Below are 24237 nucleotides of genomic sequence, written 5' to 3' on the forward strand. Positions count from 1 at the left end.
GCCGTGGCCGCGCCCCGTTCAGTCGCTCGACCAGTTGCGGCAGCAATGACTCCAGCGGCGAGTTCACGATGCGCGCTCCTCGGCAAAGGGCAACAAGCTGCGGCGAATATGCTGCAGTTGCTCCTCAAGCCCCACCTCTACCGACCCGACCTCTCCGCTCAAGCAAGCTTGCCCTGGGGCCAGTTCTTCATCGGCTTCGACGAACAGCACCGGCCGCCCTATCGGGTCCAGGTTGAGTCGATCACGTACGGCTGCGACCTCCAGGCTCGGCACAAACAACGTCAGTTGCTGATCGCGCCGGAATGCGAGAAGCGCGTTGCGGGTACAGTCCAGCAATACCTCGGGCTTGCTCAGATGCCCCATTACCTGGCGCACCACCCCCAGCACCAGGTCGACCAGCGCCGGTTCTATTCCCGCCAGGTACGCATCGACCTGTGAGGCGACGCTGGCAAGACGTTCGATCATTTGCTCATCCGCTTCCCGGCGAGCCGCTGCGAAACCTTCTTCACGGGCCTCTTGTAGCCAATGGGCAGTGTCATCACGTACCCGTTCGGCCTCATCACGAGCCGCCTGCATAAAGGCGTAGCCGTCAATCCACAGGTCTGCTTCAGCGGCGCGCAGGATGCGCGACGCGGGACGTGTCGGTAGTTTGCTCATGGCTGCGAGGCCTCCTGTTCCTCAAACAGCAGACTGGCGAGTTCGCGAACAACCCTGGCGCCCGTTGGGAGTCGTGCTCGCTCTTCGGTGAACCGTGGCAGACGCAGGCTCAGCCAGCCTTGCAACGCAGGAGTCTGGGTGTGCAGCCAGTCATTGACACAGGCTGCACCGTCGAGATCGATGGCTTCGATCAATTGCGCCGGCTCGCGTAACAGGTTCGCCGCACCGGCAAGATGACGATGCGCCAAGGCGTGGGCGTAGACATCGTCTCCCAAGGCACCACGCAATTGCGTGACGACATCGCTGCGGATCTCCCGACTCAGCGCCGCACCATGCCAAACAGCGCCACACAAGCGCGGCAACTGCGCAAAACGCTCGGGCGTCAGCAGCAATACGGTCAAGTCGCACTCGTCAGAAATTGACAACGAGTCAAGCGGTGCCAGTTGTTGACGCTGCATCAGCAGGTGCAGCAGGCGCTGAGAGAATCGCGGCAACTGCAGCAGTTGCTGTATCTGTGCGCAAGGCGCCGAAGCGCTCAGACAGGCCTGAACCTCGCGCGCAGAAACGAACGCCAGCGGTTGCGCGATCAACTTGTGCCAATGAGCGTGCAACTCACTCATGGCTGCGCCTCCAGGCGATACACCGCCTTGGCTCGATGCCGCGACCAACGTTGTTCGATCAGCACTCCACCGAGCACCAGGGCAATCAGCAATGAACCGCCAAACATCCATCGCGCCTGGGTCAGATTGTCTTCGAGCATCCACAATCCGAGAAAACTGGCGAGCTGAGGTTGACGGCTGGCGTTGCGGGTGGACACGGCGGCTTTAACCGCCGTCACCGATACCCCTTCATAGTTCAGGCCAGAGATGCCATTGGCGACCAGGGTCTTGATGTGTGGAATCAGTTGATTGATGTCCGTCGCCGGATCGTAGCGGACCAGCACTGAGGCCGATGAAGGTGAGATTACCCGCTTGAGCAGGTCGTTGTCGGGTAGCACAACGTGTACTCGCGCCGAAACGATGCCGTCGATTTGAGACACGCTGTGTGACAGCTCTTCACTCAAGGCGTAGACCATTTGCGCGCGTTCCTGCACGGGCGAGGACACCAGGCCGTTACCCTTGAACACCTGGCCCATGTTGGCAAAGGTCTGCTGGGGCAACCCCGCGTTGTCGAGCAACGCCATCGCTTCGGCGAAGCGTTGCTCATCGACCACCACTTTGAGCTGACCGTCGGGCTGAACCTTGCGCGCGGCAGCAATACCGTCACGCAGCAACACCGCGACCATCGAGTTGGCCTCTCGCTCGCTGAGGTTGCTGTACAGGTCCATATCACAGCCCTGCAACAGGCTGATCGTCAGCACGAGACTGATGAATTGCAACGTGGAACGACACCTGCGCATGGCTTATTGCCCCTTGAGTAAGGTGTTGGCTGCACCGGAAATTTGCGTCGCTCCACGCACCACCATCTGCGTTTCGATTGAGTAGTCGAACATTTTTCCCAGCGACTGCACGAGCTGGTCCATCTGTTTTTCGCCGACAGGCTTTGGCGTCTCAGTGCCCGGCGCAGCGGTTTTTTCCGCGCCCGCGCTGGACGCCTGCGCGGCAGGTGTCGGTTTTTTTTCCAGGACCTCGGTGCGTTCGGTAAACCCACGGGAGCGGTCAATGAAGCTGTTGAGTCGTTCCATCAAATTGTCGCCCAATTGCTGTGGACCGCCGCCTTCGGGGACGCTTTTTGCGGTATTGGCCATGTGTTCGAACAGGCTCTGCGAAGCCGCGACGCCTCCCTGCCCTCCCGCCGGCGGCAAGGCCGCCAGCGCTGTATTACCTGCAAGATTGATGGACATGGGTTGACCTCATTCTTCGTCGTCTTCCTGGGCTTCTTTCAACAGGTTTTGCGCCATCGGCATGATGATGAACTGGCCGCCAAGCACCATCGCCTGGGATACCAATTGATCAAGCTCGTCATCACTGAGCTCGCCGGAAGGCTCACCTTTCGCCGTGGCCCTGGTGGTGGCGTTATCCAGTGCGACATTGAAGTTCGCTTCGGCAGCGCTACCGGCAGGTGCGCCGTTTTCGATCGGGTTGACAGACATGGTGTTTCTCCTGGTGGTGATTACGAAGGTTGGGGATAGCTGGCTCGTCGCTTCAAGGGCTGCTGACTTCACTGACGTTACTGCCGCGATACACCCGCATCACGTGCGCACGCACTGGTGCTGCCACTTTGGGTTGCTGCTGATCGACATGCTGCTGGACCAACGCCAGATAGGGTGGCGGGCCGTACACGAACAGCTCGTTGCCATCGGGGCTGCTCCACACCGACAGTTGCTTGCCGGACACGTCCAGTGTGTTCAACCAGGTCGTCAGCTGTTCGAGGTTCACCGACTTTTGGTTGAATAGACGGGTGTCGACTTCGCCCGCGTTATGGACGTACAGCACGTTGCCGTCGAAGTACCAGGTCAGATGGTTGGCATCGCTGAGCAGGGTGAGGAACCCGCCGGCGCTTTCGGCGCGCAGATTGCCCCGCGATCGGCCATGCACCTTGTCCGACAGGACGACCACCAGGCCGAGTTGCTGTCCAAACTCTGCGAGTGCCGCCCGCAGGTCCTGATCTACCAGGACGTAGGGGTAAGGTTGGAAGTACCAGCCCGGCATGCCTCGCGGTCCGTTTTGCGCGGCGACGGTGACCATGGCTACCAGTGCGACGAAACCGACCAGCCGCGAGACGAGCTTGATCAGCGCATTAGCCATGATCGTCTCCTGCGTGCGCAAACAACCGATGCAGGTGCGACAGCCATAAAGAGGTCGCTATTAACCCTAAAATTGGTAGAGTCGCTGGCATGTTCCTCCCCTGCTTCGGTCATCCTCGTGATCCCGCAACCGCAGATGCCACTTACGACTCGAGAGCCCTGTTCATGTGTAAAAACTTCCCTTCTATCCTGCTGCTCGCGGGCGGGCTGTGGCTCAGCGGTTGCGCCAGTCATTCGACGCCCGACGGCAATTACGAGCGCTTCATGCGCCTGGCTGCTGACGTGGAAAAACGCGGCGATCCGGCGACGGCGGCCGCGTTGTACGAGCGTGCGGCCGAGCAGCCTGGCGCCGATGTCGACGTCTGGTTGAAACTCGGCCAGACACGGCTGGCCAGCGGCGATTCGCGCGGTGCAGAACGGGCGTTTCAGCAAGTCCTGGAACTGGCCCCGAAGAATGCTCAAGGGATGCTGGGGCTGGGCAACGCGCAGTTGCGCCAAGGCAAACTGGATCGCGCGATCAATGCCTTGACCCAGGCCGCAAACGTGTCGAGAGAGCCCACTGCTTACAACCTGCTGGGCATCGCGCAAATTCTGCGTGGTCAATCGGGCGAAGCGCAGGCCGCCTTCAAACAAAGCCTCAGCCTGGCGCCCGGCGACCTCGATACCCAAGCCAACCTGGCGTTGGCGTACGCGCTGAGCGGTCAATCGCAACTGGCCCTGAGCAGTATCCGCAACGTTAGCCAGTCGCCCCGTGCCCAGGCGCGCCATCAACGCAATGAGTTGCTCGTGATGGTGCTCGCCGGTCGCGCGCAGGACGTCATGAGCACCTCGCTGGACGACATACCGCCCACCGAGCGCCGGCAACTGATGGCCGAGGCCGAGCGCATCAAGGCAATTGAAGATCCGCAAGCCCAGGCGCGGGAACTCGGGCTGATCGCCACCCACTGAGCCGCAGCGGTTCATTGCCCCTCCCGTGCATTGACGCTCGATTGCTGTTCGGCCTGGCGCCGCCGTAACTCTTCGCGGTCGTAGCCATCAATGTAGACCTGCGCGGCACGCCCCACGGGGGCGGCCATCGTCGGGCCCGTGGCGCGGCCCTGAACAACGTCCTGGCGCTGCTCGACCATCTGCAACAAATTGAGCGCGTTGGCACATCCGGGCGCGAGTGTCGGCCGATAGTCCTCGGCCAGAGCGAACTCATCCGACGCGGAGGGCTTGAGGCACTCGATGGGCGTAAGTTCGACGCGGCCATCGGTGCCGCTCCTGACCTGGTAATCCGCGGAATAGGACACCGGGTCCAGGTGGGTCTTGCAGCCCGCCAATAACGTCAGCGAGAGCACGCAAAACCAGGGTGGGGAAAGCCTCATGGGTGTGCCTCGCTCAGTTCATGTAGAAGCCGAATTTGCCGTTGCTGCGCGGTCCGGCGGAGGCGGCGGCCGCCTCGCCGCGTTGGGCTTCCAACGGCGTGGCTAGAGTGCGCGCACGCACCGGTTCCACTAGATACGGGGTGATCAAAATGACCAGTTCGGTTTCATTGCGTTGAAAACGTTTGGAGCGAAACAGGTTGCCGAGGATCGGCACATCCCCCAGCAGCGGCAGCTTGTCCATGTCCTGACTGCTTTCACGCTGGAACAGACCGGCAATGGCGAACGTCTGGCCGCTCCCGACTTCGACTCGCGTGTCAGCGCGGCGTACACGAAACGAAGGCACGCGGAACTCGCCAAATTCCACGGTATTGCCCATCAGGCTGCTGACCTCCGGGCGCACTTGCAGGGCAATGCGGCCGTTTGGCAACAGGGTCGGCGTGAACATCAGCGAAACCCCGAAAGACTTGTATTCGATGCCCACCACATCGCGATTGACCGGCACCGGAATCGCCACTTCGCCGCCCGCCAGGAAGCTTGCGGTCTGTCCGGTCATGGCCGTGATGTTCGGCTCTGCGAGGATTTCCAGGATGCCGTTGCTTTGCAACGCTTCGAGCAACGTGTCGATATTGACGTTGCCGGAATCGAGACCAGCGCTGATCACGTTGGAGGCACCCGACGCCGCATCCGCTGCCAACGCGCCACCGCTGATCAACCCAAACGAAAACGTGCCGTTGTTGAACAAGGCATTCCAGTTGACCCCATAACGCAGCAGCTCAGAGCGCGACACTTCGGCGAAACGCACACGAATGTTGACTTGGGCTGATCCGGCATAAGTCGCGCTGTTGAGCGCGCTCTGGAAATTCTGGCCTTCGGTGCTGAGCAGTGCATTGAGGTCAGTGGCTTCAGCGACACTGCCCAACTTGCCTTTAGCGACCAGGCGATTACCGCTGGCGTCTATTTGCGCGCCGCTATTGGGGTGTAACGCTTTCAATGGCTGCGTCACCGCTTGCGTGCCGCTGTTGACGCTGACGCCCAGCGCGGCGACTTCCCGTCCCTCGGCGCCCAGAGCAATCAGCGAGGTCAGGCCCGGGGCTTTGCCAAAGACATAGATCACGCCCGGCGAAATCACATGCAAATCAGCGACGGCGGGATCGGCAACCAGCACCGACTCCACGGGGGCCGAGAAGTGCAGCACCTTGCCTTGACTCAGTACAAGGTCGAGCGTCGATTGGGTGCCAGGCCGGATATCCTGGGCGTTGGCCAGCGCTGTTGGCCCCGTCCCGCACAGGGTGATCAGAAGCAGGGCAAAGGGCCGAAACCTTGAGCGACGAATCGCGGGACAATACGTCATGAGGCATTCGCCAGAGGAGTGATCGGCGCGGCAACAGGCTCGCGTCGGTTGGAGATTGCGGTAAGGCCGATGGTGGCGAGGGCTAGCACGTTGTATTCGGTGGCCAGTTCACGGAACGACAGCACCGCCATGTCGAGTTCGCCACGATCCACAAGACGCCGAAGGCTGCGGCGCAGGCCCGGATGCACCAGCAACGCGGCGTTGGCGCCGCGCACCAGCGGTTCACAGGCTTGGCGCAGCTGCTGCAAGAGTGGTCGACTCAGGTCCTCGGTCAATGCGAAACGCCCCAGGTCCTTGCGGCGCAAGCTCGAAAGCAGTTGCTCCTCAAGATGTGGCTCGAGCATAAAGACACTGATGACGCGATGCCCGTCGGCATGCTGGTGACAGAGCTGCCGGGCCAGGGCCGCACGCAGATGTTCGGCCAGATTAGAGGCGTCCGTTTCCTTCGGCCCCCACTCCACCATACCTTCCAGCAACGCACGCTGATTGCGGATCGACACGCCTTCACCGATCAGCAAACGCAACACCTCCGCCATCCGCTGCAACGGCACGCTTCGCAGCACCTCTTTGATCAATTCGTCGAAACGGCCTTCAGCCCGTTCCAGGAACGAGCGGGTTTCCTGGATGCCGACGAAGTCACCCGCATAGCGGCGCAACGTACGGTCGAGCAGGTTGCGCAAGACATCGTCTGGATACAGAAACTCGACACCGGCAGCCTTCAACGCCTCTTCGTGCAGGTGCTCGAGCCAGTGCGCGGGCCGACGGTCGAGAGGCGACGACGCTTCCAGCCACGGGATCTGCAACAAGTGCAAATGAACGGGATCGTCATGCAGCAACAATTGTCCGGCAGGCAATAGACCTTCGTTCACCGGTACACCTTCCAGCTCGATGCGAAACTGATTCCCCGGGGCTGACGGGTCCACGTAAACCTCTGCGATCGGCACATCGATGCCCAATTCGCTACGGAGCTCGTGACTGAGCGATTCCATGCGCTGGCGCAGTCCGTGGGGCGGCGCGGATGCAGCCAGGGCCGACCCCAAAATCAGCAACAAACGGCTGTCCAACGGTTTGCCCAAGTCTTCACTCAATTGCGGGATTGGCTCGGCGCTGTCTTCCTCGACTGCCGCGACATCGCCTGTGGCATCCTGGGGCGTTTTTTGCCGGCGATACATGATCAGCGCCCCCGCCCCGAACACCATCGCGAGGACGATGAATACTGCCGCCGGGAAACCCGGCAACAGACCGATGCCCACCAGCACCAGCGCGGTCAGCGCCAGGGCTCGGTGGTTGGCGCCCAACTGCCGGATGATCTCCGAACCCAGGTCGCCTTGCCCCCCGTCACTGTTGACTCGGGTGACCACCATACCTGCCGCGACAGAAATCATCAGTGCCGGAATTTGCGCGATCAAACCATCGCCCACCGACAGCAATGCATAGGTGCGCGCCGCCTCAGCGAACGCCATGTCACGCTCGACCATGCCGATCAGAAGACCACCGAGTAAATTCACCGCGAGGATCACCAGGCTGGCAATGGCGTCGCCCTTGACGAACTTCATCGCGCCGTCCATTGCGCCGAACATTTGGCTTTCACGCTCGACGCGAGAACGGCGAAGGCGCGCCTGGGGCTGATCGATATCGCCGTTGCGCAGATCGTTGTCGATGCTCATCTGTTTGCCGGGCATCGCGTCCAGGGTGAAACGTGCCGCCACCTCGGCCACACGCTCCGCGCCCTTGGTGATAACGATGAATTGCGCGATGGTGATGATCAGAAACACCACCAGCCCCACCACTACCTGCCCGGCGATCACGAAGTCGCCGAACGCCTTGACGATGTGACCCGCATCACCGTGCAGCAGGATCAGGCGCGTGGTTGTAATCGACAGCGCAAGGCGAAATAGCGTGCTCAGCAAAATCAGCGGCGGTAACGCGGAAAAATCCACCGAGTGGATAATGTAGAACGCCACGATCAGGATCAGCAGGCTGAGCGCGATATTGACGCCAATCAAACCGTCAACCAGAAAGGTCGGCAGCGGAATGATCATCATCGCAATGGCCATCAGCATGAATGCGACGATAATCACGTCGGTACGCTTTGAAGCCACTTGGGCGAGGCCGTTGAGCCGGGCAACTACGCTCATTGAGGAAATTCTCCTTGAGGGGCGCGACGGGCGACCAGATAACGTTTGAAGCACAGCCGCGCTTCGTTCTGGCTGGCGCCGGCCCACAGAGCGCGGCTGCGCAACAGCAGTGAACTCGCCGACTCGCCGTGTAAGGCGACGAGACGATCCACCGCGTTAAGTGCGCGCGGCGCATCGCCGGCGTCGGTAAACAACAATGCCAACCGGCTGAGCAACCCGCCGTCCGCGGGGGCCACGTGAGCGGCGATCAGCAACAGCACCAGGGCTCGCTGCGATTGACCGTTGCGTCGATACAGATCAGCCAGGCCTTTGAGCAATTCGACGCTATCGTGATCGTCTGTGGACATCATTCGCGGACCTGCGAACGTTGCTGCTCCACCGCGCGACGCATCCGCACCTCTTCGCGGATGACATCCTCAGCCAATTGCCGGGTGTGCGGGTCAGTGTCCATCCGCGTCACGATGTGCCGTAACACGTGATCGAGAATGTCCAGGGAACGGTTATTGCCGAAGAGCTCGGCGCTGATGCTCGTACTCTCGTTGAGTTTCTCCAGGTCCCCACGCGTGGAGTGGCCTGCACGCACTTCACGCTTGCCCAACACCGCGTCGAAGCGGCTGGCCTGACGCCCGGCCAGCGATTCGAGCGCTTCCAGTGGCACGGTTCTGATGCTTGGCGACATCTGCTGATGAGGTTCGATTTTCATTCGAAGGCCTGCATGAAAGTAAATCGGGGCAGCTTCAAAGCGTGAGGGTGAAGCGTTCTTCACCGCGAGACAGCACCACTTCGTGAGCTTCGATTCGCTCCAGGACCCAGTTGTCCGGGAGTGCCGCGCCGGGGAACAGGCGCTTACCGTTATCGTTGATCACGTAAGGATCATTGCCGAACCACACCGCTTGGAAACGTACCCTGGGCGCGGCGATTTCGGCCCGCACAGTGACGCTGGAGCGCAAGTTCCACTGCGCACCAAAGCGTTGGTCAAACGCTTGCTGCAAAGCAGACCAGCGGGACTTCTTGCTTCGCTCTACGGAACCCATTGCCACCAGTTGATCGCCGGCTTCAGCCAGTACTACCGAGTGCATGTCTTCGGCCTGCAACCGCTGCTCGACCCATTGCCGGGCCTGCGCCATGGTCACCGCCATGGGCGAAGCCAACGGCGCGGGCGTCGCCGCTACTGACGGCAAAACCTGGTCGGGCTTGTCTTGCAACGCGAACGCCGAACCACCGAGCAACAGCACGGTCAATGCGCACAGACATAGCCATCCTATTTCTCTTGTCGAAGTCAGGCGGCGTGCGCTGGGTGCAGCGCGGGCCGGGTTTTCGGCTTGCGTCAGCGACAAACGAACGCTGCCGATATGGATCTCGACCGGCAATCGCGTGCGATGGCCGCTGCCCATAAGTAATGAAACCGGCTGCGCCCCTTTGCCCACGACAAGAACATCACCGCCCCGCGCCTCGATGGCCACCTCGTGATCACTGACGCGCAGCAGCAAATGCTCTTTCGCAATATCGGCGTCACTGAGCACCAAGTCGCAATGCAGGGCCGATCCGAGGGTGTAAAGCGGCTTGTCGAGCGATAGAACGACGCCCTGATGCACGCCGCCAACGACGCTCAACGCGGGCGATCGGAAATCAGATGGGGAAGAGAGTGAAATCAAGGCAGTCATGATGGGGATACCGCCTATTGAATCAGCCGGGCATGTCGAAGTGACTGCCGAAGAGAAAACTTAAGTTCAAGCATTTAAATGAATATGTGCAACAAACGGGCAGCAATCGCTGCTGCCCGCAGTACGACTTATTAGTTAGGTCGTTGTTTCGTTGCGTCAAGCTCGGCTTTTTTCTGAGTACTGATCAAAGTAATTTGAGAGGACTTCTCAATTGCCATATCAAAAACGGCGGCCATTTTATCAATAGCGCCTTGGGAGTTACCGGAACTTACTGGAGGCACGTCAGCCATTTTTCAATACCCTTAATTATGTATGGAGTTTCTCTGGAGCCAATTGATGCCTGGCGTGTGTGCTCACCATGAAGTCTGTTTGGCTGGCACACTGAAAGACTACTCAGAAACGGCTGTACATCGGTGTGAATCGTTGTGAAAGGTTCTTCGCAACTTCGAAACACATTAAAAACAATGCCAGTCAGCCACGCTCTCGTTCTGATTGAGTTTATATGTGCAAGGCGAATCACAGTGATTGCGCTCACAGTACTGATCGACAATAAACATCCCGAGAGAAGCGATCCACGTCAGGATGGCTAGACCTCGTACTTTGCGTTGTCTTGTTTAAAGCGAAAACCTCGCCACCAGTTTGCTCATGTCCACCGCAAGGCGTGAAAGCTCAAAACTCGCAGCAGTCGTTTGATGAGCTCCCGTGGCACTCTGGATAGAAAGATCGCGAATACTCATCAGATTGACATCGACCGAACGTGCTACTTGGGCCTGCTGCTCCGATGCGGTAGCGATCATCAGGTTCATTTCGTTTATCTCGTTTATTGCTTTCGCTATCAGCGTCAGCGCCGCCCCCGCTTCGTGAGCAATAATCAGCGTTGCCTCAGCCTGTTCACAACTCTCACTCATGGCTTTCGTCGCTTGTTTGGTGCCTTTGAGAATGCCTCCGATCATCTGCTCAATTTCGTGCGTGGATGTCTGGGTTCGATGTGCGAGCGCCCTGACCTCATCGGCTACGACTGCAAAACCGCGTCCTTGCTCTCCTGCCCGCGCTGCTTCGATTGCCGCGTTCAAGGCAAGTAGATTGGTCTGCTCCGCAATCGTGCGGATAACTTCCAGTACTTTACTTATATCTTGGGACTGGACTGCCAGGCGCTCTACGTCGGCGCTGGTGCTCTGTATCGTCCGACCAAGACTTTCGATGGCGTTAACGGTGCTCGTCACCCTGGCGGCGCCGGTACGTGTCGATTGATCAGAGGACTTGGCGGCACCGGACGCGGAGGCGGCGTTACGAGATACCTCATCAACAGCGACGGTCATTTGGTTCACTGCAGTGGCCGCCTGATCGATTTCGTCGTTCTGGCGCAGTAAACCTCTGCTGGACTCTTCAGTGACTGCGTTCATTTCCTCAGATGCTGATGCAAGTTGAGTGGATGAGTCCCCAATCAGTTTGATCGTATCTCGCAGATTGCTCTGCATGGTTTGCGTAGAGCGCAACAGTTCGGAAAATTCGTCATTGCCCGTCACCGTAATGGTGCTACGCAGATCCCCTTTGGCGATGGTTTCGTTAATCCGCAACACCTCGCGCAACGGGACGATGATGCTTTTGGTGAGCACCATTGCCAACACAATAGTTGCCAGTGTCGCCGCTAAAATAATATAGATGATAAACATCAAACCGCTTTGATAGGTTTCCTCGGATGCGCGGCCTGCAATAGCGGCCTCTTCAATGTTCATTTGAACAAGTCCATCCACCGCTTCGGCGAGAACACCCGTGACAGGCCTGATATTAGAATCATTGAAGGCTTGTGCTTCAGTCATTGCATTGCGACTGACGAGCTCTATCACATGATCAATCTCGGTTAAAAATTTCCCACCATTATCCGAAACGGCTTTGAATAATTTAGCCTCTTTCTCGCTGCCCACAAATTGTGTATAGGCTTGAATCTGAGCTTTCAGATTCTCGCGCACAGTATTGATGGTTTTGAGTGTGGTGAAGATTTCTTGCGGGTCAGTCTGAAATATCAGCCGGCGGTTTTCCAATCGCAACTGCAACGTGGCCACTTTGATCTTGTCTGCAATGACGATGCTTGCCATTGAGTTGTTTTCCAGGCTGCTGGCTGTCTCTCTGATTTGCCCCATGTTCCAGACGGAAATACCGCCCAGCGCGACCAGGAGCAGAGCAATAAACGCAAAGCTGAGTGTTGCGCGAACCGATACTCTTAAATTTCTCATCCCCATCGCTCCCAAGACTAGCTTCCAATTGATATCGGCAGTGCATCACTTACCCGAGGTAGGAGCCGTATGCGGTAGGTCCACGCGTATAACTTTGCGTGGGGACGGCGGGTAACGACCGTCCCTTACGCGAGCCATAATTTGCTTTATGGGTTAAAGGCCTAGCGTACGCTGGCTTGACGCAGTTTTGCGGGTGTGAAGTCATCCGACTCCACCGGAACTCCAAACTCGTACGCGACCTCCTCGTTGCTGAGGTTACCGATGCTGTATCGGCCCGCGATCAAGTCATAGCTAGCGTCCCCAACGGTCCACACCAAGGGTTGATCGTAATAATTTATCGTGTAGCTTTCAGCATGTCGCCACAGGACATCGTGGTTGTCGAAGTGATCGGCCGTCAGGATCTGGTAGCTGTCCTCATCCAGGTAGAAATCGCGCTGCTTGTAGATATGTCGCTGACCAGGCTTGAGTTCGGCACGTACATGCCATACACGATGCAACTCATAGCGCGGAAGTTCAGGATTGATATGTCCAGGCCTGATGATGTCGCTGTATTTATTGGTTTTGGCAGCAAACCGGTAGTTGTTATAAGGAACGTAAATCTCAGACTTTCCTATGAGTTTCCAACTGTAGCGATCGAGAGCGCCGGAGAACATGTCGGCACTGTCTACAGTGGTCAGACCGCTGTCAGCCGGCGTGTCATAAGCAATGCTCGGCGTACGCCGAACTCTGCGCTGGCCAGCAGAATAAAGCCAACCTTGGCGCGGCGTTACCACCTGGTTGACCGATTCATGCAACAGCAGCGATTCCCCCGCTACGCGCGCGGGCGCCAACGTAAGCTGCAAGAAATAGAAAAGTATATTTCCATTAGACTTGCTGCTGTCGGAAACATCTTGATTAAAAAGCATGGTCTCGATGGCCTTGGCCACCACAAAATCACCGTTACGTTGAGGTGTTGCACTTGCAAAAACCCGTTTTACCGTCGTACCGCGGTAACGCATCAAGTGATTCCACATCACTTCCATACCCGATTGGGGAATTGGAAAGGGCTGTGCGTGCTTGACGTTTGAAACGCCGTTACCTTCATCGACCAACTTGGCGTTGGTGGCATTGGCTTTTATTTCCCCGTAGACATTGCTCGGATAGGACGCCGAACGCCGAGTGGGATAGATCGACATTTTCCAAGTGTCCGGATAGCGCTTGAGCATCGCCAACTCCCCGGCAGTGAGTTTGTCGCGATACTTTTCGGCGTTGGCTGCGGTAATGGTGAAAAGCGGTTTATCCGCAGCAAAGGGATCTTTGTAGCCAATCGCTGGATCGATGGCGTTACTTTGGACGGCCAGTCCACCCGTCCACGCTGGAATGCTTCCGTCCGCATTCGCGCTGGTTTGCGCCCCAATCGGAGTCAAGTCCTTGCCCAGTCGGGCGACCTGCTCAACGGAAACCTGCGCAAATAGCTGCGGTGAAGCCACCAGGGCCGCGGCTAAAATAGCTGCACGTGAAAAGTCTAATTTGAACATGATTTTTCCTCTGCCCTTAAAAACTGTATTTAGCATTGAAACTGATAAAGTCTTTATCGCGAGCCCCATTATCAGAACCGGAGAAATTTACATATTGGGCGCCTACCGAGAAGCTGTTTTGATAGATCGCATTAATACCAAAAGACGTGCTCCACGCCTCTTCATTCAGCCCGTTGGTTCCAAGAGGTGAAACACCGTTGAACGTGCGTCCGTGGCTGATAGTGGGGACCAAATCGATAGCATCAAACAGGTTGTTGTAGGTCAGAGACATGGTGACAGTGGCACCGTAAGCAGAACTTGTAACCGCTCCGAACTCACCTCCGGAATCAAGGCCCGAAATGTGGCTGGCCACGGCCTCCGCAATAATGTTGGACGAGCCAGCACCCAGCACTCCGACCATGCTGCGAATTGTCCCAAGTGAGGCTTGATACATTTTTTTCTCACGGTAACCGTCAATACGCGTCCCCTTCGGCAAGCCATCAGGGTTAAACAGGGCATTGGATAAGGTAATTCCCGAATCAGTGGCTATTGCGGCGTTAGGTCGATAACTGAGCTCACCAAACAGCGACTGCCCACTGAAAATGCTGTCGCCGCCAATCGTTGTGTTAAAGCTCGCGCCAAACAGATCCCGGTTCTCAAGGTACTCGGCGTAATATCGAGAGCTGCTCGCGTTGGGCACCCCTGGAGCCAATGACGAGCCAACAGATGCACCCAGTAGCGGTGTCTGAGTGCTGTAACGCAGGTAGTAAAGCCCCACTTCGGTTTCGTTTAATTCCGGTAGGTACCAACGTAGCGCCAGACCATATTGATCGGCCGAATCTGCATCAATATCATGACCGCGCGGTACAAATGTGGTCGCCAGAATCGGATTGAGACCAGCCACATCGCTGGGGCTGTCAAAAGCCTTGCCACCGGTAAATGCTTCTTGCAGCTGCGGAACCACCAAGTAATCGCAACCCTTGCCGAGGACGTCTCCCGCAAAATAAGTACCGCAAGGGTCGAGTTGCGTTTTTTCCCAGGCCCAGCCCGGCTGCCAGTAACCTTCAAGCGTCAGGTTCTCGCTTAGGTGGAGAGATCCAAAGGCCATGGCCGTCGGCGTGAAGGCTTCCTTCAACTCGGAACCCGGGGCGCGCAGCGCGCTGAGGTCTACCGGATTGGTAGCGGCGATACCATTTTGATAGAAAAGCCCCTCGCCCCAGTTAATAACCTGTCGTCCTACGCGAGCGCTGACTTCGTGCTCGCTCAAGTCCCAGCTGCCATAAACAAATGCGTCAAGCAATTCAACTGAAGAGCCGGCTTGTTTTTTTCCACCATCACTAAGCTGGCGGTGCCTGAGCTCATCATCTTCCAGTTTGAAGTCGTAAAAAGCACGACCACGGACGAACACTCCATATTTGTCCTGAAACTTCAGATCCATCTCGGAAAGAACTTTTACTACTTCGGAGAACACGTCTCCCTTTCTGAAGTTAAGGTCGCTGTCGTCGCTGTTAATGGTCGCAGCATTAGCACCGCTGCCACCATTGGCTTTGGCAATCAACTTGTTATCCTGACCCGCTGCGCGATAACTCACACCGTAGGAAACGGTAGTGTCGAGAGACATAGCCCAATCGCCTGATGTGTCCTGATAGGCATACGCAAATCCGGACGGCAAAGCGCCCGAAAGCGCCAGACCAGCTATAACAAAAAATCTATCCCTTTTTTCGAACAACCCCGTAGGCGTCCTGTCGGAATCTATCTGCTGGCCACTTATGAACCTATTCATGTCGACCTACCTTTTTTTGTTTTTATTGTATATAAGCTTTGTGCATATAGACGAGTTTACTTATTGCCCGCCTTGTACGCCTCCGCTCTGCCGCACAGCAAGTGTCTCGATTTGCAAACTGGACTCATTACTCCTTTGTTCATTATAGATAATGAATATTTAAACTTTTAAAGCTGACCCTGGACAAGCATTAGCGTTTATCAAAACAGGGGCGGCATTGGCCCGACGCAATAAACTTTGTCAATCGCACCTACTACTGCCGCCACTTCAACTGTTGATGAATTGGACTCTGTTAATTACTTGTTTTGCTGCATTTCGGGCGTTGAAACCGGCGTCCCGATTTTTGCCAACCCATTACTCACATCGGCCAGTTTTGCGTCAGTGATAAGCCCGTCGGACAGCGGTTGCAGGTCACGCAGGCTCATTCCTTTGAGAAGGTCATACATGGGATGCTTGGTCAGCCCCGGGAGATCGTGATCCAGAATTGCCTTCGCAGCAGGATCCTCTACCAATTCCTCAATGGGTGTTTGCAAGGTGTATTTGCTCAGCACTGGGACATTCGATGCAGGTTGGGCAATAAGCGCTGGAGCAGGCTTGGACAACCGGCCAAACTGTACTGGCAGGGCCCCGCCCCGATAGGTTTCACTAATACCATCAAGCCTCTGTGCCCATGGGTCCGCGCTCGCAACCGGGCCTTCGTTGGTAAAGGTCAACAGATTCTTGCCGTCGAACCGCGGCCACGCCTTCAAACCTTTGGCGTTACTCGGGTCACCGGTAGACGCAAACGCAACCCAGTAAGCACTGACGGCTTGGGACAACTGCATATCGCGCTCTTCAAGCTTCCAGGCAGACTCTTTCAACGTCTTGAAAATGTAAGGTTGTTCAGAGGCGTGAGGGGCGCCTTCAAGCATCTTTGGAGCCAGTGCGGAAAGTATCGAAAAACGGTAAAAAAAGACTGGCGCTCGTTTTTCGTGAATCAGCGCCAAGTGCCGAGCAGGTTCGGTGAAAACCAGATCTGAATAAAAGTGCTGATCATAGTCCTCCTTACTTTTGTAACCACTCTCGATACTGCTGATTTGTTCAGGCGTCAAATGAACCCGACGAGGCAATGTCGCCGGGGTATACAGCTTTGGCAGCTCAATATCAGTGGTACCTGTCAGGTACGGCACCGGTGCTTCAAGACCTGCTTCGAACGCGTCACTGACCGGTTGTAGTAGAACCTTGCCATCAAGCATCGGCATTTCACCGTCAAACAGGTCAGGATCGATCTGGTCACGGAGTTTTTCGGCAGGAATCGCACGTAATGTTGCGGCGTCGATTGCTTCTCCGGCGACCATGCTCGCTGCAAATTCGCTTCCCGCTTGCTCGGCCTGTTTGAACGTTAGCGGGCGTTCGCGCCCCAATCCTGACTGACTGATTGCCTTATGGAACAAACCTCTGGCCAGCGGTGAAACCATCAGCGAGTTCACGGATATCCCGCCTGCAGACTCGCCAAAGATGGTGATATTTGAAGGATCACCGTTGAAGCTCTTTATATTGTCACGCACCCATTGAAGTGCCGCAATTTGATCAAGCAGCCCATAATTGCCCACTGGCTCGTCGTGTGCTTCGTTGGTCAAGGCCGGGTGGGCAAAAAATCCGAAACGTCCGAGACGATAGTTGAAGGTGACTACCACTACCCCTTGACGTGCCAACTCGCTACCGTCGTATTGAGCCGCCGTGCCAGAGCCGCCGATGAAACCCCCGCCATGAATCCATACCATTACCGGTAACTTGGCGTTTTTTGCCCCAGCAGGTTTGAACACGTTAAGTGTCAGGCAATCCTCGCTCCCTGGCCCTGGACCGACACCGTTATCGTTGCGCGGCTTTTGCATGCAAATAGCACCCAGCGTCGTGGCCGGGCGTTCGCCCTTCCAGGCTGCAACAGGTTGCGGAGCACGCCAGCGCAATTCGCCCACCGGCGGTTTGGCGTAAGGAATTCCCTTGAAGGAGATCACTCCATCCACATCCTGGCCTTTGACAACCCCCGCAACCGTTTTGGCAAGCGTGTTATCCGGCGAATTGGCGAAGGCTGGCAAGGTGATGAGCAGTGCGCCCAACATGGCGACTAATTTAGTTTGCAGTGAAACGTGCATGACGACCTCTACTGACTCAAAAGACTGACGTATTCAAACCCGATTGCGCTGCGCGATGCTTCCAAGGTGGTAAGCGCTAGGTTTGGGCGTTCGAGCAAATGTCTGAGGATCGACTGCCACCAAGCCAAATTTAGGTTCGAGACCACGGTGCCATTCGTAGTTGTCCAGCAGTGACCAATGGACGTAGCCACGCACGTCGATGCCCTCATCCAGACACGATTGCACCTGCAGCAGAGACCGATCTATAAAATCAATTCGACGTGTATCGTCCGGAGTAGCTACACCATTCTCGGTAACATACACGGGCTTGCCCGTTGCTTTGGCTGCATATCGGATAGTGGCACCAAGGGCCTCAGGGTAATACTCGTACCCCATGGTCGTTAACTCGACACCTGGTTCCGGAGCAAGATTGCCCTCAGAACCCACCAGCTCGCGTGAGTAGGTTTGTACACCTACAAAATCGCTCTGAGCCGCGGCGCGCAACCAAGGCTCATAAACTTCGCGCTGTTTGGCAGCAACCAGGTTGCTAGGTCCGACTCCTTGTTCATCCATGATCGCAAGGCTGACACCAACCGGGAACGTCCCGGGTCCTGCCTTGATTGCCTGATAGGCCTTCGCATGAGCATCCAGCATGATGGCCTCGGCCACATTCGGATCGCTGAAAATAACTGTACCAAACCGATCTGATCCGACTGCTTTGGCCGAAGCAGCAATCATCGCGTCTATTATGGGTTTGGCCCTCCTGACGGTGGGAATCCAGTGCAACTGACGGGCGATATTCGGTTCATTGAATGTTGTGGCTACGGCAAAAAGATCTCCGAGACGCTGGGTAGTTCTTTCCGCAAATCGCGCGAACAAGTCAGCGCCATCAGCGACTTCAAACCCACCGCGAGCGGCGAACCAACGGGGCACCGTGTAATGATTGAAGGTGACCATCGGTGCCAGATTGTGACGGTGACAAGCTTCAAGAACACGGGCGTAATGGTCCAGTTCGGCAATCGAGAAAAATCCCTCTACCGGCTCGATTCGTGACCACTCCAGGCTTAAACGCTGGCAGTTGAACCCAAGGCTCGCAGCCAGGGCAGCGTCCTCCTCGTAACGCGAATAACTGGCACAAGCGTCACCGGAACGTTGCGAAAACATGGTCGGCTTTACGTTTTCCAGTACCCAACTATCTGCGTTGATATTACTGCCTTCGGTTTGATGGCCCGAGGTCGCCGTCCCCCACAGAAAACCTTTAGGCAACCCTTTCATCTTTGGCCCGCTTTTCACATTGAGTTTCTGCCCGGCGGACGATGGGATGGTTGAACTCGCTCCGACTAGAGATGAAGCGCAGATCGCTGCAGCACCGATTGATGCTGCCGCTACAAAGTTACGACGGGAAACGCCTGGGTTAGTCATTCCGAATACCTTTCTTATAATTAGACTGTTCTGTTTGTTTTTAATTGCCAACAAAGCCGTACGTTATCCTTCAGGGCCCTTCAAATCGGCCGGGGTTGGGTAGAGAAGATGCAAAATCATCACTAGTGCATCTACCGAAGCGTGGATCTCTTTACTGGAGCCAGCAAACAGCGAGTCAATAGCCAGGCCTCGCATAGCCGCGACGAATAGGCGCTGAATCGCCGCCCCGTCAGGGCGCAGGTCAAAACCCGCATCTTGCAAGATCATCTTCACACCCTCTCCCGCAGCACGCTCGATGGCTCGCTGCGTAGGTTTTAAACCTTCGGCAAGCGCTGGATCGGAGCGAGAAGCCATCAGAATTTCGGTGACTGCCATACTGTCGGGGCGGCGTAGCACTTCCCACATAATGTGCGGGAATGAAAACAGGATTTCACGGGACGTACCCGCTGTTGATAGCAGACGTTTGTACTGCTCGACCTCATCCTCGAATACATGCTGGACAACCGCCAGCATCAGGTCGACCTTTGTCGGAAACTGGTGTGTCATCGCACCGCGACTGACCTGGGCTTCCTGAGCGACTTTGATAACAGTTGTCGCGCTGTAACCAAGACGATGCAAACAAAAAATCGCCGCAGCGATAAGCTTGGCTTGTGTTTGTGCACTTCGTTCAGCCTGAGGGCGTCGCGAAGGGGTTTTGCGCGCATCGGGTGCATGAATGGCCGCAGCAGCGATCTGAACTTTTTCCACTGCTGTTGATAAAGATTTCATCTCTGTACTTCTCCTTGCCCAACTCAACCCGACAATCAGCAGATGCGCCAATGAAATCGAGAATATGAGCGAATTTACGAACAGTCAAGTCTGTTTTTGTATTTCGTACAGACGGCAGAAATACAGGGATAAGCTGACGATGAAGGGGTATCGATCGACCTTGGGTATACTGCTACTCAGCGCTAAAACGTTACCAACCTAATCATCGGTAAGCAGTGAGTTTATGACCCCGTCAAAACCAATGGGATTGCGCGATAGACGCAAGGCAGAAACCCGGCAAATGATCCTTCAGGCCGCAATTACGGTATTTGGGCAGTTTGGCTTTGAAGGTGCCTCTACTCGAGATATTGCTCAGCGGGCAGGTGTTGGCCAAGGCCTGGTGACCTATCACTTCGAAAACAAGGAGAACCTTTGGCGCGAGACAGTGAAGGCGATCCTCGAGGATTTCTCATTAATCATTTTGCCATTGCCCACCGACCCAACCGCTACCCAGGTGCGCCAGGCATTCAGGGAGTTCGTCCTGCGCTATGCCAGATTTTGCCAGCAGTCAACGGGCATTCCGATGCTGCTCTATCAGCAAAGTAGCCAGAAGGATGAACGCTTCGACTGGTTGGTCACCGATCAGATTCTGCCCTCGCAGCTAGGAATTCGGCCTCTGTACGATGCCTGCGTAGAGACCCGGATCATCAAGCCGATGACGTTCGAACATTTCTGTTTCAGTCTGGCCGGCTTAGTTAATACCTATTTTGCGCTGGCCGACGTTTACCGCAAGGCGACCAATCAAGACCCTCGAAAAGACGACGTGTCCTGCATCATTGCGGATCACATAGAGACGTTGTTTTTTCTTTAAAAGACTCCGACTTGTGCCTGCAGCAAAACCCGTTCCACCCCTCCGCGTCCCGCCTTTGCACTGGCTCTAGACACCCTCCTCGTCCAGCAACATATCTGGTCTGTAGCCCGTTATCACTCAACGGGCGCGCGACCGATGACGATCCCCATTGCTCTTTTGTATTTTATCGACCTATTGACTAAATACAATTCGCATGATTAATGACTGGTCACTTGAGCAGCCAAATGCTGCAGAGACTTCCGGGAGCAGGTCGAAGCTCATGATCAACGCAATGGTAAATAAAACGATCCTCATCACAGGAGCCGCCAGCGGCATCGGGCGAGAACTGGCTTTGCAACTGGGATCACGAGGCAACCGGTTGATACTGGTCGATGTGAACGACGTACCGCTGTACGAAACGGCAATGGTGGTACAGGAAACCAGCGACGCTCAGACGATGATCGCGGTAGTCGATGTTGCGAACGAAGTTGAAATGACTGAATTCGCGCTGACCGCCATCAAGGCGTTTGGGGGGATCGATGTGGTGATCAATAACGCAGGCATCACGCGATTTGGGGATTTCACCTCGACATCGCCAGAGGCTTTTCGCAACGTGATGGACGTTAACTTTTGGAGTGTGGTCTATTCCAGCAGAGCGTTCATCGATGCCCTATGTCTCAGTAAGGGCAGCCTGGTCAATGTATCGAGCCTGTTTGGTTTCATCGGCATTGCAGGCCAGGCTCATTACTGCGCCAGCAAATTTGCAGTGCGAGGCTTTACCGAGGCCCTTCGTTCGGAGTTGACACCTCGTGGGGTGCATGTCGCCTGCGTTCACCCTGGTGGAGTACGCACAAGCATTGCCAGCAATGCCTCATTTGATCAATCACCGGAACTGAAGGATGACTTGGTCAAGCAAATTGAAAAAACAGCTCTGAAACTAACTGCTGGCGATGCAGCCCGCATTATTATCAGGGGTATCGAGCGTCGCCAACTGCGCATTCTGGTCGGGCGCGACGCCAAAGTACTTGATCTTGTTCAGCGTTGCTTCCCGGTCTCCTATCCAAAAATTCTCGGTCTGCTGATGCGTAAAACATCAGCGTTGCGCAAGAAAGTCAGCGCATGATCGAAGAACGTTTCATTCGCGCGCGCTCGTTACGCTCACGGCTGCTATGCATGATCTTGCGCCTGAAACTAAAACCGAAGCTCACTTCGCTGGAGTTTGATGTTCTACGTTTTCGTGCCTGGCTGGAAACCCGTGCGGCTGAAAAAAAACCAGCGGAATCAGTCTCTATCCGAATGATTGATCAACAGTTGGTGAAGGGCGAGTGGCACGTCCCGGTCCATGCAAAATTCGTTCGCTGCATCTTGTACCTGCACGGGGGTGGTTACATCTTCGGCTCGCCAAGAACTTGCCGTACCTTCACTACCCGGCTAGCCGAGCTGTCAGGGATGCCGCTGTTTTCCCTGGACTATCGACTTGCCCCGGAAAACCCATTTCCCGCCGCGTTGAACGACGCCATTGCGGCGTACAAATGGCTGCTTGCTCAAGGATTCAAACCTGAAAATATTGTGCTGGCCGGCGACTCGGCAGGTGGTGGTTTGGCGGTTGCACTGTTACACGCAATCCGCGCAGAAGGTCATCCAACGCCCGCTGGTTGTATCTTGATGTCGCCCTACACCGACCTTCTCGCCACCGGCGAATCGGTCGAGCAGAACAGCAAAAGTTGCGTCATGTTTAATGCGGCGAGTATTCGTCGCGCTGCCGCTATGTACTTGGGCACTGAAAATGGCATGTCACCATTAGCCTCACCACTGTATGGAGATTTTCCCGGGTTTCCTCCGATCTCCATATATGTCAGCGACAACGAGGTTTTACGCGACGACTCCTTGCGTCTCGCACAAAAACTGGATGAAGCGGCTGTACCGGTACATTTAAGTATCTGGAAAGGCCAACCACACGTATGGCCGATTTTTTACCCGGTGCTGCCAGAGGCAGATATTTGCCTTAAAGAAATGGCCAGGTTTGCAAATAAATGTCAGGACCTCTCCTTGTGTGAGAAAACAATAACGTCCAAAGTCGGGGTTGAGTGATGAACTCACAACAAAACAGCGGTGAAAAAATATACGAATATGCCATCATCGGAACTGGATTTTCCGGCTTGGGAATGGCAATTAATCTGAAGAAAACAGGGCGGAATGATTTCGTCGTACTTGAGAAGGCTAGCGATGTTGGGGGGTGTTGGCGGGACAATACTTATCCAGGTTGCGGATGCGATATTCCCTCGCATCTATATTCATTTTCATTTGAGCAAATCCCTGACTGGACGAGAAAATACCCTCCGCAGAAAGAAATCCACGAGTACCTCAGAAACTGCGCGACAAAACACGGCATCAATTCACATATCAGATTCAACTCCACCGTGCAGCGGCTCGTTTACCTTGACGCTGAACGCGTCTGGCAAGTCGAAATCGAGAATGGAACTGTCCTCTTGGCGAGATTCGTCATGATCGGAAAAGGTCCACTGCATGTTCCCTCGATTCCAAATTTACCGGGGTTGCAATCATTCACTGGCAAGGTATTTCATTCCAGCAATTGGGACCACAGTTACGACTTGCGCGGCAAGAAGGTCGCCTCGATCGGAACCGGCGCCAGTGCCATACAGTACATTCCCAAAATAGCGCCGCTCGTGAGCGAACTCACGGTATTTCAGCGTTCTCCTGCGTGGATTTTGCCTCGTCCTGACAGCAAAATCAGTAGGACTATGCAAGCGCTGTTTGCACGATACCCAGCCCTGCAGAACATCTACCGCAAGTCACTGTTCTGGCGTCATGAAATTCGCCTCAAAGCGATGAAAGAAGGTAGCTTCGTCAACCGTATCGCACTCAAACGGGCCACCAAACTAATTGAACAGCAGGTGACTTCAGCGCAAAAGCGAGAAAAGCTCACGCCCTCCTACGTATTAGGCTGTAAACGGATTCTGATCTCTAATAACTTTTATCCGGCTATGGATCGGCCGAACGTGGATTTGATTGCCTCTGGTGTCAGCGAGGTGACTGAACACTGCGTCGTCGCAGCTGACGGCACCCGTAAAGAGGTTGACGCGATAATTTTCGGCACAGGCTTCGAAGTCACGGATGCGATAGTGCCTCCCGGGTTCATTATTGGCCCCAGCGGGGAAGATCTCGGAGAACGTTGGCTGAAAAAAGGCACGACAGCATTCCGTGGTGTTTCAATCTCAGGCATGCCCAATTTGTTTTTCCTGGTCGGCCCTAACAGTGGTCTAGGTCACAACTCGATGGTTTTGATGATCGAAGCGCAAATCCGCTACATCCTCGACTGCCTGGATCACATGCAGAAACACGGTCTAAAGAATTTAGCTGTAAGGGAACAAGCAGCCAAGGAATTCACGTCCCACATGCAGGAATACCTGAAGGATTCGGTCTGGCTGGCCGGGTGCACCAGTTGGTATCTGGATAAGAATGGGGCCAATCTGGCGCTGTGGCCGACGTCAGTTGCAACTTATCAAAAGTTGATGAAATCTGTGCCGCACTCCAGTTACATCTGGACGAAATAGCTGGATATCAGATTGCAGGATAGAATTCCGGAACTGTAAAAACGTTGCAATCCCGTTAAGGAGTTCAAAGAGCAACTCACGTTATCCCGAAGA

General features: G+C 55.6%; 24 protein-coding genes. 5 read left to right on the forward strand and 19 right to left on the reverse strand.

All coding sequences use genetic code 11. The annotated features are described in order from the left end of the window. Positions 1-63 precede the first annotated feature (63 nt). The 6 genes from VD17_RS16990 to VD17_RS17015 are packed head-to-tail and all read right to left on the reverse strand — an operon-like array spanning position 64 to position 3344. Positions 64-657 (reverse strand): FliH/SctL family protein, encoded by a 594-nt coding sequence (locus tag VD17_RS16990; RefSeq protein WP_046054784.1) that lies wholly within the window; start codon positions 655-657, stop codon positions 64-66. Continuing rightward, complete coding sequence (locus tag VD17_RS16995; RefSeq protein ID WP_046054785.1) at positions 654-1277, reverse strand: hypothetical protein; 624 nt, start codon at positions 1275-1277, stop codon at positions 654-656. Before VD17_RS16995 ends, VD17_RS16990 begins: the two co-directional genes overlap by 4 nt. Beyond that, on the reverse strand, positions 1274-2056 hold the full coding sequence (gene sctJ, locus VD17_RS17000; RefSeq protein ID WP_046054786.1) for a type III secretion system inner membrane ring lipoprotein SctJ: 783 nt from the start codon (positions 2054-2056) through the stop codon (positions 1274-1276). Before sctJ ends, VD17_RS16995 begins: the two co-directional genes overlap by 4 nt. A 3-nt stretch (positions 2057-2059) precedes the next feature. Next, the gene (locus VD17_RS17005; protein ID WP_046054787.1) at positions 2060-2500 is read right to left on the reverse strand and encodes a hypothetical protein; all 441 of its coding nucleotides are present in this window, start codon (positions 2498-2500) and stop codon (positions 2060-2062) included. A 9-nt stretch (positions 2501-2509) separates the two neighbouring features. Next, complete coding sequence (locus tag VD17_RS17010; RefSeq protein WP_046054788.1) at positions 2510-2749, reverse strand: hypothetical protein; 240 nt, start codon at positions 2747-2749, stop codon at positions 2510-2512. Positions 2750-2801: 52 nt separating this feature from the next. Continuing rightward, positions 2802-3344: a hypothetical protein gene (locus VD17_RS17015; RefSeq protein WP_052962701.1), complete on the reverse strand. Its 543-nt coding sequence runs from the start codon at positions 3342-3344 to the stop codon at positions 2802-2804. 224 nt (positions 3345-3568) lie between these two features. Here VD17_RS17015 and VD17_RS17020 point away from each other — a divergent pair, with 224 nt between their 5' ends. Beyond that, positions 3569-4351, forward strand: coding sequence for a tetratricopeptide repeat protein (locus VD17_RS17020; RefSeq protein ID WP_046054790.1), 783 nt, complete (start codon positions 3569-3571; stop codon positions 4349-4351). Between the two features lie 11 nt (positions 4352-4362). Here the strand turns inward: VD17_RS17020 and VD17_RS17025 are convergent, their stop codons facing one another. The 13 genes from VD17_RS17025 to VD17_RS17080 form a co-directional block, all read right to left on the reverse strand. After that, positions 4363-4770 carry a hypothetical protein gene (locus tag VD17_RS17025; RefSeq protein ID WP_046054791.1) on the reverse strand — a complete coding sequence of 136 codons (408 nt, stop codon included), beginning with the start codon at positions 4768-4770 and terminating at the stop codon, positions 4363-4365. A 13-nt stretch (positions 4771-4783) separates the two neighbouring features. Then, positions 4784-6121 (reverse strand): type II and III secretion system protein family protein, encoded by a 1338-nt coding sequence (locus tag VD17_RS17030; RefSeq protein ID WP_046054792.1) that lies wholly within the window; start codon positions 6119-6121, stop codon positions 4784-4786. Next, positions 6118-8259, reverse strand: coding sequence for a type III secretion system export apparatus subunit SctV (sctV, locus tag VD17_RS17035; RefSeq protein ID WP_046054793.1), 2142 nt, complete (start codon positions 8257-8259; stop codon positions 6118-6120). Before sctV ends, VD17_RS17030 begins: the two co-directional genes overlap by 4 nt. Next, on the reverse strand, positions 8256-8606 hold the full coding sequence (locus VD17_RS17040; protein WP_080932018.1) for a tetratricopeptide repeat protein: 351 nt from the start codon (positions 8604-8606) through the stop codon (positions 8256-8258). Before VD17_RS17040 ends, sctV begins: the two co-directional genes overlap by 4 nt. Further along, positions 8606-8962, reverse strand: coding sequence for a hypothetical protein (locus VD17_RS17045; protein ID WP_046054795.1), 357 nt, complete (start codon positions 8960-8962; stop codon positions 8606-8608). The genes VD17_RS17040 and VD17_RS17045 overlap by 1 nt, the downstream gene beginning before the upstream one ends. A gap of 34 nt (positions 8963-8996) precedes the next feature. Next, positions 8997-9923 carry a SctD/MshK family protein gene (locus VD17_RS17050; RefSeq protein WP_046054796.1) on the reverse strand — a complete coding sequence of 309 codons (927 nt, stop codon included), beginning with the start codon at positions 9921-9923 and terminating at the stop codon, positions 8997-8999. A 131-nt stretch (positions 9924-10054) separates the two neighbouring features. Beyond that, positions 10055-10213, reverse strand: coding sequence for a hypothetical protein (locus VD17_RS32215; RefSeq protein WP_185753170.1), 159 nt, complete (start codon positions 10211-10213; stop codon positions 10055-10057). A 324-nt stretch (positions 10214-10537) separates the two neighbouring features. Then, positions 10538-12163: a methyl-accepting chemotaxis protein gene (locus tag VD17_RS17055; RefSeq protein ID WP_440130575.1), complete on the reverse strand. Its 1626-nt coding sequence runs from the start codon at positions 12161-12163 to the stop codon at positions 10538-10540. A gap of 155 nt (positions 12164-12318) precedes the next feature. Beyond that, positions 12319-13674 carry a DUF1329 domain-containing protein gene (locus VD17_RS17060; protein WP_046054798.1) on the reverse strand — a complete coding sequence of 452 codons (1356 nt, stop codon included), beginning with the start codon at positions 13672-13674 and terminating at the stop codon, positions 12319-12321. Between the two features lie 16 nt (positions 13675-13690). After that, the gene (locus VD17_RS17065) at positions 13691-15436 is read right to left on the reverse strand and encodes a DUF1302 domain-containing protein (RefSeq protein WP_046054799.1); all 1746 of its coding nucleotides are present in this window, start codon (positions 15434-15436) and stop codon (positions 13691-13693) included. Between the two features lie 296 nt (positions 15437-15732). Continuing rightward, positions 15733-17571 (reverse strand): carboxylesterase/lipase family protein, encoded by a 1839-nt coding sequence (locus VD17_RS17070; RefSeq protein ID WP_052962695.1) that lies wholly within the window; start codon positions 17569-17571, stop codon positions 15733-15735. Positions 17572-17604: 33 nt separating this feature from the next. Further along, positions 17605-18972 carry a glycoside hydrolase family 1 protein gene (locus tag VD17_RS17075; protein ID WP_080932014.1) on the reverse strand — a complete coding sequence of 456 codons (1368 nt, stop codon included), beginning with the start codon at positions 18970-18972 and terminating at the stop codon, positions 17605-17607. 63 nt (positions 18973-19035) lie between these two features. Then, positions 19036-19740, reverse strand: a complete 705-nt coding sequence (locus tag VD17_RS17080) for a TetR/AcrR family transcriptional regulator (RefSeq protein WP_052962696.1) — start codon at positions 19738-19740, stop codon at positions 19036-19038. Between the two features lie 223 nt (positions 19741-19963). Between VD17_RS17080 and VD17_RS31225 the strand changes: the two genes are divergently transcribed. The 4 genes from VD17_RS31225 to VD17_RS17100 all read left to right on the forward strand — a co-directional run bounded on the left by VD17_RS31225 (position 19964) and on the right by VD17_RS17100 (position 24144). Continuing rightward, the gene (locus tag VD17_RS31225) at positions 19964-20590 is read left to right on the forward strand and encodes a TetR/AcrR family transcriptional regulator (RefSeq protein WP_080932015.1); all 627 of its coding nucleotides are present in this window, start codon (positions 19964-19966) and stop codon (positions 20588-20590) included. 259 nt (positions 20591-20849) lie between these two features. After that, a complete protein-coding gene (locus VD17_RS17090; RefSeq protein WP_052962698.1) occupies positions 20850-21692 on the forward strand; it encodes an SDR family NAD(P)-dependent oxidoreductase in 843 nt (280 codons plus the stop codon). Next, the gene (locus VD17_RS17095; protein WP_052962699.1) at positions 21689-22660 is read left to right on the forward strand and encodes an alpha/beta hydrolase; all 972 of its coding nucleotides are present in this window, start codon (positions 21689-21691) and stop codon (positions 22658-22660) included. The genes VD17_RS17090 and VD17_RS17095 overlap by 4 nt, the downstream gene beginning before the upstream one ends. Further along, complete coding sequence (locus tag VD17_RS17100; RefSeq protein WP_052962700.1) at positions 22660-24144, forward strand: flavin-containing monooxygenase; 1485 nt, start codon at positions 22660-22662, stop codon at positions 24142-24144. Before VD17_RS17095 ends, VD17_RS17100 begins: the two co-directional genes overlap by 1 nt. Positions 24145-24237: the final 93 nt, after the last annotated feature.

It is taken from the genome of Pseudomonas fluorescens, assembly GCF_000968015.1.
GTDB lineage: Bacteria > Pseudomonadota > Gammaproteobacteria > Pseudomonadales > Pseudomonadaceae > Aquipseudomonas > Aquipseudomonas fluorescens_W.

Coding starts and splice junctions, on each gene's coding strand:
- VD17_RS17030 (WP_046054792.1), bottom strand. CDS start 6,121: ATGACGTATTGTCCCGCGATTCGTCGCTCAAGGTTTCGGCCCTTTGCC.
- VD17_RS17020 (WP_046054790.1), top strand. CDS start 3,569: ATGTGTAAAAACTTCCCTTCTATCCTGCTGCTCGCGGGCGGGCTGTGG.
- VD17_RS16995 (WP_046054785.1), bottom strand. CDS start 1,277: ATGAGTGAGTTGCACGCTCATTGGCACAAGTTGATCGCGCAACCGCTG.
- VD17_RS32215 (WP_185753170.1), bottom strand. CDS start 10,213: ATGGCTGACGTGCCTCCAGTAAGTTCCGGTAACTCCCAAGGCGCTATT.
- VD17_RS17095 (WP_052962699.1), top strand. CDS start 21,689: ATGATCGAAGAACGTTTCATTCGCGCGCGCTCGTTACGCTCACGGCTG.
- VD17_RS17040 (WP_080932018.1), bottom strand. CDS start 8,606: ATGTCCACAGACGATCACGATAGCGTCGAATTGCTCAAAGGCCTGGCT.
- sctV (WP_046054793.1), bottom strand. CDS start 8,259: ATGAGCGTAGTTGCCCGGCTCAACGGCCTCGCCCAAGTGGCTTCAAAG.
- VD17_RS31225 (WP_080932015.1), top strand. CDS start 19,964: ATGACCCCGTCAAAACCAATGGGATTGCGCGATAGACGCAAGGCAGAA.
- VD17_RS17075 (WP_080932014.1), bottom strand. CDS start 18,972: ATGACTAACCCAGGCGTTTCCCGTCGTAACTTTGTAGCGGCAGCATCA.
- VD17_RS17005 (WP_046054787.1), bottom strand. CDS start 2,500: ATGTCCATCAATCTTGCAGGTAATACAGCGCTGGCGGCCTTGCCGCCG.
- VD17_RS17010 (WP_046054788.1), bottom strand. CDS start 2,749: ATGTCTGTCAACCCGATCGAAAACGGCGCACCTGCCGGTAGCGCTGCC.
- sctJ (WP_046054786.1), bottom strand. CDS start 2,056: ATGCGCAGGTGTCGTTCCACGTTGCAATTCATCAGTCTCGTGCTGACG.
- VD17_RS17055 (WP_440130575.1), bottom strand. CDS start 12,163: ATGGGGATGAGAAATTTAAGAGTATCGGTTCGCGCAACACTCAGCTTT.
- VD17_RS17080 (WP_052962696.1), bottom strand. CDS start 19,740: ATGAAATCTTTATCAACAGCAGTGGAAAAAGTTCAGATCGCTGCTGCG.
- VD17_RS17090 (WP_052962698.1), top strand. CDS start 20,850: ATGATCAACGCAATGGTAAATAAAACGATCCTCATCACAGGAGCCGCC.
- VD17_RS17050 (WP_046054796.1), bottom strand. CDS start 9,923: ATGACTGCCTTGATTTCACTCTCTTCCCCATCTGATTTCCGATCGCCC.
- VD17_RS17060 (WP_046054798.1), bottom strand. CDS start 13,674: ATGTTCAAATTAGACTTTTCACGTGCAGCTATTTTAGCCGCGGCCCTG.
- VD17_RS17065 (WP_046054799.1), bottom strand. CDS start 15,436: ATGAATAGGTTCATAAGTGGCCAGCAGATAGATTCCGACAGGACGCCT.
- VD17_RS17045 (WP_046054795.1), bottom strand. CDS start 8,962: ATGAAAATCGAACCTCATCAGCAGATGTCGCCAAGCATCAGAACCGTG.
- VD17_RS16990 (WP_046054784.1), bottom strand. CDS start 657: ATGAGCAAACTACCGACACGTCCCGCGTCGCGCATCCTGCGCGCCGCT.
- VD17_RS17070 (WP_052962695.1), bottom strand. CDS start 17,571: ATGCACGTTTCACTGCAAACTAAATTAGTCGCCATGTTGGGCGCACTG.
- VD17_RS17100 (WP_052962700.1), top strand. CDS start 22,660: ATGAACTCACAACAAAACAGCGGTGAAAAAATATACGAATATGCCATC.
- VD17_RS17015 (WP_052962701.1), bottom strand. CDS start 3,344: ATGGTCACCGTCGCCGCGCAAAACGGACCGCGAGGCATGCCGGGCTGG.
- VD17_RS17025 (WP_046054791.1), bottom strand. CDS start 4,770: ATGAGGCTTTCCCCACCCTGGTTTTGCGTGCTCTCGCTGACGTTATTG.